This window comes from Ignatzschineria sp. 22MB058224 (genome assembly GCF_058188435.1).
Genome location: NZ_CP187366.1, coordinates 220897 through 231018, shown reverse-complemented (window position 1 = coordinate 231018; position 10122 = coordinate 220897). Strand labels below are relative to the sequence as shown.

Sequence of the window (10122 nt, the reverse complement as noted above, 5' to 3'; positions counted from 1 at the left end):
TTAAATATAAAAAAAAAGATTGTCTACTGATTTTTTTCTTAAAAAGATTATTCTCATTGTGGACAATACAATTAAAAAATATCAGCGAATAAGCTTTAACTGATTGAAAAGTTTATTTTTATTAATCACATACTAAAAAGAAATAAAAAAAGGGATGAAGCTTACCTTCATCCCTTTTTTTATTTCTTTTTATCAAAAATTCAAATACTACTGCTGTCGCTATTGATCTTATTTTTGCAACTCAAGAATTTCATATTTGATTTTTTCTTGCTCACTTTCAATTAGTTTCCCTAATCTCTCTTGCATGATCTCTTGTCTGAGCGCATTTTGCACACTTTCATCTGAAAACTCAGGCAAACTTGTTTTTCTAGTCTCTCGCAATTTAAAAATTTGGTATTGATCACCCTCTTTAATAGGAGCTTTTGTATATTGTCCTGGAGCTAACGCTGCTATTGTTTTATAAATATCTTCTTGAAGGCTACTTTCTGAAAACCAACCATCTAATTCACCACCCTTAGCTGCGGTAAATGCATCAGTAGAATATTTACGCGCCGCTTCCTCAAATGTGAGTTTGTTATTATTTAATTCATCAATTACTTTATTAGCATCTTCTAAAGTATCAACAACTATTTGAGATATTAAAAGATCAGTATCAATTTTAATTTTACTGATCGCTTCTTCAAATGCTTTTTGCATTTCTTCATCTGTTATCTCTGCTTTTGACTGTTCCTCTTGTAGATAAAATCTTACCAAAGCAAAAACTTCATTTAATTTCATGTAATTAATATATTGATCAGTTTTATCTATCCCTGCATTTTTCGCTTTCTGCGCAAAATCTAACTGCAATAGATAACTTAAAGCGATTTCTTGAGCATCTTTTTTGGTAGGAAACTCATGTATAGGTGAACCATAAACATTTGCCACATATAGCATAAATTCATCTTTAGGAATTGATTTACCATCATATATAATAGCTGGATCCCCAAATATAAAAGGAGATTCTTCCGATTTTAACAAATCATCACTTTGCGCATATACAATTGATACACACGCTAGGATTATAGAAGTTATTAAACTAAGTATTCTTGCTCTCATCATATCGCCTTTCTAGTATGACTTTTATATGCGTGCAATAATATCACATAATTTATAAAAAATTATAAATTATTTAAACGACTTAGAAATCGCGACTAACTTCATCCCTATAATCATTGCGATCACAAAGATACCACCTTCCCACAAACCACGACCAAGAAGAATCACCGCGGGCGCTGGACAAATTCCGACTAATCCCCACCCTGCACCAAAAACAAGTCCCCCGATAATAAGATCTCGGTTTATCTTGCTATTTCGAGGAAACTCGAGCTTAGTACCAATCCAAGTTTTATGGATTTTACGCGCGACCAACACACCGATAAAAGAGACTAAAAGCGCGCCAACCATAACCCATAAAAGCGCTGGATTCCAATCACCAAATGGATCTAAAAAACTCTGTACAACCTCTGGATTTGCCATACCAGAATAGAGTAACCCAATTCCAAAGAGAAGACCTGAACCAAAAGCGATAAGTAAACGCATACTATTATCCTCCGAACATAAAAAGATGGCGCACAACAAATACAGAGATTCCACCAGCAAGCATAAAAAGGATCGTAATAACCAATGAACCCGGAGCTAAACGCGCAATACCGCAGATACTATGACCACTTGTACAACCTGAACCCATCGCAGAACCGACACCAACGAGAAGTCCTCCAGCAACTAAAATAGGTACTGAACTTGTTACTTCTACAATTGGTAATGAGCCATTCACTAGGTAATAGAGCCAAGGAGACAGTAATAGACCAACAATAAAGAATAATCGCCAATCAGCAAAGCCTTTACGACTCAATAAATTGCTGATAATACCACTAACTCCCATAATTCGGCCTAAGCCCAGGAGAAAGATAACAGCAGATAATCCAATTAATAAACCTCCAATAAAGGCCGAAAGTGAAAAAAATGTCATGATGAGGAAGGCTCCTTAGGACAAAATAATGTATATACACACTGTAAAAGCGTCAAAACCTTTGGATCTTCGATTGAGTAATAGATCCACTTTCCATCGCGACGTGTCTTGACAAGATTATCATTTCGTAGGACACCAAGTTGCTGTGAAAGTGTCGGTTGTTGAATACCGGTAATTTTCTCTAGCTGAGAAACCGAGAATTCCCCTTGAGTCAGATGGCACAAAAGTAATAACCGATCTTCATTTGCTAGTTTTTTTAAAAAAGAGGTCGCTTCTTGAGCACCTTCTCGCATTTCTTTAATATCCAACATTTATTATCCCTATTTAATCAATGTAAGATCTCCATTTCTTAATATCGAAACCAGATCATTATATATAAAAACAATATATTTAAAAATAAATATATAGCAATCCTTGTTCATAACTATTTTAGCAGGCTAAAAATGAATATCGTAAAGAAAGCTATAAACTCTCTAAAGTGGCTGACTAACCCCTCAAAGAAATTTATCGTTAAGATCTTTGTAAAAGACCCCTCCTCTAAATTTCGTCAATGTTGATATATCTATTTCTCAAATAAGCTGCAAAATTCTCCATATCCTTCAGCCTCTAACTGACTTTTGGGGATAAAACGCAAAGCTGCTGAGTTAATGCAATAACGTAATCCACCTAATTCCACTGGCCCATCTTCAAAAACATGTCCTAAATGTGAATTAGCAGTGCTGCTGCGGACTTCAGTCCGGTTATAACCATAAGAATAATCTTCATGCTCAGTAATCTCATCATTTTTAAGAGGCTTAGCAAAAGCTGGCCAACCACAACCTGCGTCGAATTTGTCTTTGGAAGAAAAAAGTGGCTCACCGGAAACAATATCAACATAGATTCCCTCTTCAAAATTTTGATCATACTCATTCTGAAAAGGAGGTTCTGTACCATTTTCTTGCGTAACATAATACTGCATTTCAGTTAATCGATTTTTCAAGTCTTCTTTATTTGCACTCATCACAAACACTCCTCTAATCATTATTATTGATATTGAATAATTGAAGTATACTCTACAAACATAATTTACCTTTTTTTAAAGACTTTTAGAAGTATTAATATCAGGAGTTTTTCTCATTTACACACGGATACTTTCCGAATCGTGTTAAAATTTACACACAAAATAATTATTAGCAAAAAATCTAGAGGTAATCATGTTAGTTATTGATGTTCGCACTCCCGAAGAATTTGCCAGAGGGCATCTTAAAGAAGCAATATTAATCGAGTATCAAAATATTATTCCTGAAATATATAAATATGTAGAAGATAAAAATACTCCGATTGGTCTTTATTGTGCTGCGGGTGCTCGTTCAGGAATTGCCGCTTATATTCTAGAACAAAATGGATTTACAAATACCACTAATCTTGGGGCATATGAAAGTCTTTTAGATAATTTATCTTATGAACAAAATGATGCTAATAATTAATTGTAATAATAATTATCTATCCAGAAAATAATTATTCCTTTACAATTTATAACGTATCTTCCATTTTTATCATTCAGAGCCAAGTCAAAAAGCCATTATGAGTATATTTATAACGATATTCGTGATCATTATGCTAATCGCACTTTCAAGTACGGTTCAGAAGATCCTTCCCTTTAATATGCCGTTGCCTTTTATCCAAATTATTTTAGGAGCAATTGTTTCATGGCCACATAATGGCTTTCATGTCACATTTGATCCTGAACTCTTTATGCTCCTCTTTATTCCACCGCTGCTTTTTGAGGATGGCCGGAAAATGCCTCTCAAAGAATTTATTCATGCAGGAAGAGAAATTGTCAGCCTTGCCTTAGTCTTAGTTTTTGTCACTGTTATTGGGTTGGGTTATGTGATCTACTTTTTTATGCCGGAAATGTCTTTACCCGTCTCCTTTGCACTTGCTGCAATTTTATCCCCTACCGATGCTGTTGCACTTTCAAGTATTGTTGGGAAAGGCCGATTATCCCACAAGCTAATGCAAGTTTTAGAAGGTGAAGCACTAATGAACGACGCTTCTGCGCTTGTTTCTTTAAAATTCGCAATTGCTGTTGCATTAGGTATTACTGCACTTTCAACTGCTCATGATTACGTTATTTTAAGTGTTACTTTTCTTAAAATGGCTATTGGAGGAATCATCATCGGGGTTGTTTTTGCATGGCTCTATGTGAAATTTATTCTCCTCCTTGCACGATTGCAAGATGATGAAAGTGGATCACAAATGATTATGCTTTTGCTACTGCCTTTTGGCGCTTATGCTATTGCTGAGTTATTAGAATTTTCAGGAATTTTATCAGCAGTAACTGCAGGGATGACACTTGGTTATTCAAAATTACTGCAAACCACACCAGTACAAACACGACTTAAAGCAAATAGTATTTGGGGACTTTTAGAATATCTGTTAAATGGTGCCGTATTTTTAATGTTAGGACTTCAAATACCAAGTATTTTTCAAGATACATATAGTGATGCATTGGTGGATCCTTCAACAACATTTACCACCCTTTTAGGCGATATTGTTCTTATTTATATTGCGCTGATGCTCTTACGATTTTTATGGCTTGCACTCTTAAAATATATTAGTCCATTTACACCATTTAAAAAACCCATGTCATTTTCAACAATGACATGGAAAGAGATCGCTATTTTAACTTTTTCGGGCGTACGTGGAACCGTAACCTTAGCTGCGGCTCTCTCTATCCCACTTTTAATCTCTACTAATCCTGATGTTCCTTTCCCCGCCCGTTATCAAGTTATCTTTTTAGCGGCAGGAATCATTATCCTCTCGCTTATTTGTGGCTCATTACTCTTACCACTTCTACTCCGTAAAAAGAAAAGCGATATTCCTGACACACAGCTTATAGAGCCAAATATAGAGGAACATGATGTTAGAACAGAAATTGCCATGGCTGCTATTGATGCTGTTAAAAATACTGCCGAATCACTAGAAAAAGAGAAACTAAAACGAGATAAAGCGCTAGGCATTGAAGAAGATGATGAGAGCCAACAATTTATTAGCCAAATTATGAGCCACGTGATTAGTGAAATTCAACAAGTCAACCATATGATTCAACGAACTAAAGAGACAGATGCTATTGAAGTTCATATGCGCCTTGCTGCAGTTCGAGCTGAACGTCGTAAATTATATGAGCTCAACTCGAAAAAACAGTTGAGTGCTGACCTCTACTCAAAAATATTATATGAGCTTGATTTAGCAGAAGCGTTAATATTAGGACGATCACCGATTCATCCTAATAATTAATCAAAATAATCGATTTAGTAATTATCTCTTTTGTAAATTAAAAACCGAAGTGCCGAAAAAACACCTCGGTTTTTTGTTATCCTCAATTGAGAGATATAATTTGTGTTTATAGATTCAAAATGTAATTCTTCATAAAAACTATCTTCGACAATATCCTCAATATCGCTAAAGATATATTTGTATTAGTGCATTATATTAATTGAGACGCTGTAAGCCTCATTGAATATAATACTTGAACATCACATAATATGACGCTATTAATACTAGAAATTTACTCATACAGCACCTGTAATGATATAGATGAATATTCCCTATTCATAATAATAAAAAAGATGCCAAATTTCTCTAGCATCTTTTACAATATTAACTTAATTAATATGACTTATTAATTAAGCTACAATCCGTTAATAACGAGCATCTTTTGGTTTTTTACCATTTGGCCAATCATTGACTTTACCTTCAAAGTCAGGACGTGGTAAATGAGTAAAATATTCAGATACATCCACCGCTTCTTGATCTGTCAGAACGTGTCCTTGCCCCCAAGCGCCCTCTTTTTGCACAGCCATTGGCATATTGTATTTCACAAAGCTTGCCGCCTTATAAGTTCTTGCCATACCTGCACCAATATTAAAAGATTCTGGTCCCCATAATGGTGGGAAAATAAGATTTCCTCGTTTATCTTTAAGCCCTTCTCCTTGATCCCCATGGCAAGTTGCACAATGTCGTTCATACACAATTTGTCCATTTACGGGATCAGGCACAAGACTTTCATCGATGGGGCCTGCATTAGTCACCGCCACTTTAGCACCTTTTGGTTGAGACTGACTAAGCCAATCCATATAAGCAATCATTGCTTTCATCTCTTTTGAATTTGGTGCTAAGGGCTTACCATTCATGGAACGTTGGAAACAACCATTAATACGACCTACTAAATCTACCATTTTCCCTGATCGAGGCATTACTTTCGGATATTGATGTGATGTTGTTAAATAAGGTGCGCCAAAATTTGCTTTACCTTCTGCGATATGACAGCTATTACAATTCATTGTTGCACCGACATTATCGGGGAGCATACGCTTTGTTTCATTAAGCAGTAGCTTTCCATACATAATCTCTTCTGAGTTTGGCTCATTAAGAATCTCTAGATCAGATGGGACAGTATACCACCCCAAATCATGACCATCTTCATCCACCATTGCAAATCGCTCTGGATCTGCTTGTGTTAAATTTGAGGCAACTGCTAAAGCGCCCAACATCACGAAACCACTCATTACCGAAATCAATAATTTCTTTTTAAAGTTAGGTGAACGTTTATCCATTGTTGTTTTCATCATTATGTTCTCCCGATTTTAGTTTAAAGTAATGTTAGGGGCTTTATTACGAAGAAACTCGCGAATTTCTGCCACATCTTTCGCCGATACTTCTGGCGCTGTATTATTCCAACTATTGCGGATAAAGTTTACGATTACTGCAACTTCATCATCACTTAAGTGATTAAATGCCGGCATCGTAAATGCCATACGATCTGCCGGCGTATCAGGCATTTTTCCACCTTCAAGAGTTACCTGAATCACCGATTGAGCATTATTAGCAAGTACCGCACTATTAAGATTTAAGGCAGGGAATATTCTCGGAACACCATCACCATCTGCTCTATGACAAGCATAACAATGTTCTACATATAAAATTGCACCAGGATCTGTATATTGACCTGAAAGAAGGATATCAGTCGTAGTATCCTCTTTCTTAGGAAGCTCTAATATTTTCCCAGGAGCGGGCGTCAATTGCTTAAGATACGCCGCTGTTGCTTCTAAGTCTTGATCACTCCAATATTGAGAACTATGCTCTACAACATCCGCCATTGCACCAAAAGCAATCACTTTATCGGTGCGGCCTGTTTTTAAGAATTCAGTAATCTCGCTTGCATCCCACATTTTTAATCCTTGTGCTTCACCACGTAAGCTCTTTGCCCGCCAACCATCAATAATTGCGCCTGATAGGAAAAGGTTAGAATTATCAGAGAGCGCTTTCTCTTCATACGCAAGTCCACGAGGTGTATGACATGCACCACAATGCCCTGGTCCCTCGACAAGATAAGCACCATGATTTTCTAAATCACTGAGATTAGGATTAGGCTCAAATTCACGAATTGGCGAAAAAAGCATCTGCCAATAAGCTACTGGCCAACGCATACTGATAATAGCGGGGAATGTTGTTGAACCATTCATTTTCTTAACAGGGTCTACTTTCGTCATGAAATACGCATAAAGTGCTTCCATATCTTCATCCGGCATAATAACGTACGAAGTATATGGCATTGCAGGATAAAGCGGTGCATCGTCTTTACGAACACCATGTTTTACAGCATTAATAAACTCTGTTAAAGAGTAATTACCGATACCGGTTTCGGCATCCGGTGTAATATTCGTAGAGTAGATTGCGCCAAAAGGCGTTTGCATTGCAAGACCACCACTATACTCAGCTTCTCCTGGAACCGTGTGACAAGCTGCACAATCAGATAAACGGGCAATGTATTGACCTCGTTCAATCAACGAATTATCGTACTCTACTTTTGCAACATTTTCCGGTTCGGGTGCTTTGCGCGACTTCACAATTAAGGAAGCACCTGCATAAGCCGCTATAACACCGATGACACCTATCGCAATTAGCCAGCTAATAATTTTCTTCATACTCTTTCCTTTTATCAGATTGCTTACTTTTTGTTATAAAAAAATATTTTTTATATGTGAAAGATTTATCTATCTCTTGTCTTCAGTCTACTCAAAGTATCTACTGTTCGATAGCTCGTACGGTTTCTACTTGACAATACTTTTTTTTAAAAACAGACAACCAAACAGTTGATTTAATAATGATATTTAGGTTTATAAAATTATTTCTTCTATCAATAGAATAGAAATGTCGACCATTTTATGTGCTATAAAATTTTAAAAAAATGACTTTGATCAACTATTAAGATCATTTGTAAAAATGATTTTAATTCTCTCTTTTTGAATAAAAATCAAAAAGATAAATATCTAAAAATAAAAATCATAAGGAATTCATCAATTTAGATTCGTACTATTCAATAAAATAGAGCGCTGATGCAATCACCAGCGCTCTAACTATTGAGCTATATAAAGAGATTATTTCTTTCTTTTTACATCCTTATATACCTAACAATTCGATTTTTAAATCTTTTACTCATAAAAATGGCCACGTTGACGCAATAACTCTCGGTTTAATTCCGGATGTTTTTCAAAAGCAGCGCGACCATGCAACCAAAACTCATTATTTAGTACCACTAAATTGCCCACTGGTAATTTAAGCTCAATCACATTTTTATCGCTCTCCATAGAATTCGAAAGCGCTTTTAAGAATTTTGCTTCTTCAATTGTTTCGGGATAAGCAAATTGATCAATGAAACAGATACACGGGCGATTATTCTTTAAGAAAAAGAGTTTACGGAAAACAATCTCTTGAACATTTTTACTAGGTGGTGCTATATATTGGAACTTATGCTCACCTAAAGAGCTTCTATAAAACTTATTCAATTCACTCCAATCATCAAGATGAAGTAGACGACTCTCGCCACCCACAGCATTTTCTTCTACCATCTTCATCATCAAGAGCCAGTCAGTGGCCTCATTAACGAAAGTACCATCAGTATGTAGCGTGAAGAGACGATAAGCTTGACGCAAATATGAATCACTGTCGTCCGTATCTCTCACCGTAAAACGGGCATAGTATTTGCCTGTCATAGAGTCAAAATTGGAGATCCCCACAAGATGAGCAATCGCAGTAGAGAAAATCACATATTCATCAGTATCTTTTGAAACACCTTCTAGCCCAATGGTAAATCCGCCTGTTTCACGATCATTAATAATATCACGCAACATATTGCCAAAGTCGTGACCGACAAGTTCATCTAAATAACTTGCAATTACTTGACGTTCATACGGGGTATATTCTAAGCGCTGTACACCAATACTCTCTTCACGGACACGCGTTAAAAAACTTTCTACAACATTTTTAGATAATTGAATGTCAATTAAACGTTTTGACTGTGGATTAAATTTAGCTACAAATTGCGCATTACTTTGGATAAATTTTGACATAGTTTTTCCTCCCTTCTAGGGATACTAAAGCATTTCTAATAGACTGAGACTGCTATTGATTATGTATGACTATTTCGTTTAAGTTTACCGCACAAAAAAACCAGTGAGTAGGTCAATAGCAAACTATTAACTCTATTCACTGGCTCAGCCATTTGTTTGGTCGCTGGCGTCGCGATCCGAAATGGATATGCAGTTACTTATGAACGGCTTATAAAATTTATGATATCAAGCTTTGATTGTGGAAAAGAGCGAGGAAGTCGGTCTTGCACATCTCTATGTTGATAATATAATTAGAATGTAGCATGCAACAAAAACAAAGTCTAGTTTTTATATTATTTTTATTCGAGCTCTTTTTGTATATGTTGATATTGATGATCTAAGTCTCGAAGGGCTGCTATTAGCGCACTCTCAGCCTTGCCTTTATAGCACTCATGAATCGCCTCAATCATCGGCTCAATCCCATCTTTAAAACTGTATCCCCGCAATAACTGTTGGATAAAATTTCGCCCTAATTCTGTAATCAATGTACAATCTGCCGATAAGATAACACCATATTTCGGTTCAATTTCAACCGTAATGGTCATTGATTCGAACAGATGTTTTGCGGCCATTCCTTGTGGCAAACGTGCATAGCCCGCTAAAAAAACGGTTTTACTATTCACTCCTCTTCTCCTTTTTCATATTTAATCATCTGATACTAAAAAGGCTCTTACTTTCGTA

Annotated in this window: 11 protein-coding genes; 2 read left to right on the top strand and 9 right to left on the bottom strand. The window is 36.0% G+C overall.

Going from position 1 to position 10122, the window contains the following annotated elements; translation table 11 throughout:
• Positions 1-228: 228 nt before the first annotated feature.
• The 5 genes from ACPF7B_RS00905 to msrB all read right to left on the bottom strand — a co-directional run bounded on the left by ACPF7B_RS00905 (position 229) and on the right by msrB (position 3008).
• A complete protein-coding gene (locus ACPF7B_RS00905; RefSeq protein WP_490505762.1) occupies positions 229-1098 on the bottom strand; it encodes a peptidylprolyl isomerase in 870 nt (289 codons plus the stop codon).
• Between the two features lie 66 nt (positions 1099-1164).
• Positions 1165-1578 (bottom strand): DUF6691 family protein, encoded by a 414-nt coding sequence (locus ACPF7B_RS00900; protein WP_490505761.1) that lies wholly within the window; start codon positions 1576-1578, stop codon positions 1165-1167.
• 4 nt (positions 1579-1582) lie between these two features.
• On the bottom strand, positions 1583-2008 hold the full coding sequence (locus tag ACPF7B_RS00895; protein ID WP_490505760.1) for a YeeE/YedE family protein: 426 nt from the start codon (positions 2006-2008) through the stop codon (positions 1583-1585).
• Positions 2005-2319: an ArsR/SmtB family transcription factor gene (locus tag ACPF7B_RS00890; protein WP_490505759.1), complete on the bottom strand. Its 315-nt coding sequence runs from the start codon at positions 2317-2319 to the stop codon at positions 2005-2007. Before ACPF7B_RS00890 ends, ACPF7B_RS00895 begins: the two co-directional genes overlap by 4 nt.
• Positions 2320-2570: 251 nt before the next feature.
• On the bottom strand, positions 2571-3008 hold the full coding sequence (gene msrB, locus ACPF7B_RS00885) for a peptide-methionine (R)-S-oxide reductase MsrB (protein ID WP_490505758.1): 438 nt from the start codon (positions 3006-3008) through the stop codon (positions 2571-2573).
• 193 nt (positions 3009-3201) lie between these two features.
• Here msrB and ACPF7B_RS00880 point away from each other — a divergent pair, with 193 nt between their 5' ends.
• A complete protein-coding gene (locus tag ACPF7B_RS00880; protein WP_490505757.1) occupies positions 3202-3474 on the top strand; it encodes a rhodanese-like domain-containing protein in 273 nt (90 codons plus the stop codon).
• Positions 3475-3571: 97 nt separating this feature from the next.
• Complete coding sequence (locus ACPF7B_RS00875) at positions 3572-5287, top strand: Na+/H+ antiporter (RefSeq protein WP_490505756.1); 1716 nt, start codon at positions 3572-3574, stop codon at positions 5285-5287.
• 404 nt (positions 5288-5691) lie between these two features.
• Here the strand turns inward: ACPF7B_RS00875 and ACPF7B_RS00870 are convergent, their stop codons facing one another.
• The 4 genes from ACPF7B_RS00870 to ACPF7B_RS00855 all read right to left on the bottom strand — a co-directional run bounded on the left by ACPF7B_RS00870 (position 5692) and on the right by ACPF7B_RS00855 (position 10064).
• Positions 5692-6558 (bottom strand): c-type cytochrome, encoded by an 867-nt coding sequence (locus ACPF7B_RS00870; RefSeq protein WP_490506475.1) that lies wholly within the window; start codon positions 6556-6558, stop codon positions 5692-5694.
• 78 nt (positions 6559-6636) lie between these two features.
• On the bottom strand, positions 6637-7977 hold the full coding sequence (locus ACPF7B_RS00865; protein ID WP_490505755.1) for a c-type cytochrome: 1341 nt from the start codon (positions 7975-7977) through the stop codon (positions 6637-6639).
• A 507-nt stretch (positions 7978-8484) separates the two neighbouring features.
• On the bottom strand, positions 8485-9402 hold the full coding sequence (glaH, locus tag ACPF7B_RS00860) for a glutarate dioxygenase GlaH (protein WP_490505754.1): 918 nt from the start codon (positions 9400-9402) through the stop codon (positions 8485-8487).
• Between the two features lie 338 nt (positions 9403-9740).
• Positions 9741-10064, bottom strand: a complete 324-nt coding sequence (locus ACPF7B_RS00855; protein WP_490505753.1) for a DUF3870 domain-containing protein — start codon at positions 10062-10064, stop codon at positions 9741-9743.
• Positions 10065-10122: the final 58 nt, after the last annotated feature.

Bases quoted from the DNA above. Each gene is read 5' to 3' on its own strand.
- ACPF7B_RS00880 (WP_490505757.1), top strand. From the start codon at position 3,202: ATGTTAGTTATTGATGTTCGCACTCCCGAAGAATTTGCCAGAGGGCAT.
- msrB (WP_490505758.1), bottom strand. From the start codon at position 3,008: ATGAGTGCAAATAAAGAAGACTTGAAAAATCGATTAACTGAAATGCAG.
- ACPF7B_RS00895 (WP_490505760.1), bottom strand. From the start codon at position 2,008: ATGACATTTTTTTCACTTTCGGCCTTTATTGGAGGTTTATTAATTGGA.
- glaH (WP_490505754.1), bottom strand. From the start codon at position 9,402: ATGTCAAAATTTATCCAAAGTAATGCGCAATTTGTAGCTAAATTTAAT.
- ACPF7B_RS00865 (WP_490505755.1), bottom strand. From the start codon at position 7,977: ATGAAGAAAATTATTAGCTGGCTAATTGCGATAGGTGTCATCGGTGTT.
- ACPF7B_RS00900 (WP_490505761.1), bottom strand. From the start codon at position 1,578: ATGCGTTTACTTATCGCTTTTGGTTCAGGTCTTCTCTTTGGAATTGGG.
- ACPF7B_RS00870 (WP_490506475.1), bottom strand. From the start codon at position 6,558: ATGAGTGGTTTCGTGATGTTGGGCGCTTTAGCAGTTGCCTCAAATTTA.
- ACPF7B_RS00875 (WP_490505756.1), top strand. From the start codon at position 3,572: ATGAGTATATTTATAACGATATTCGTGATCATTATGCTAATCGCACTT.
- ACPF7B_RS00905 (WP_490505762.1), bottom strand. From the start codon at position 1,098: ATGATGAGAGCAAGAATACTTAGTTTAATAACTTCTATAATCCTAGCG.
- ACPF7B_RS00890 (WP_490505759.1), bottom strand. From the start codon at position 2,319: ATGTTGGATATTAAAGAAATGCGAGAAGGTGCTCAAGAAGCGACCTCT.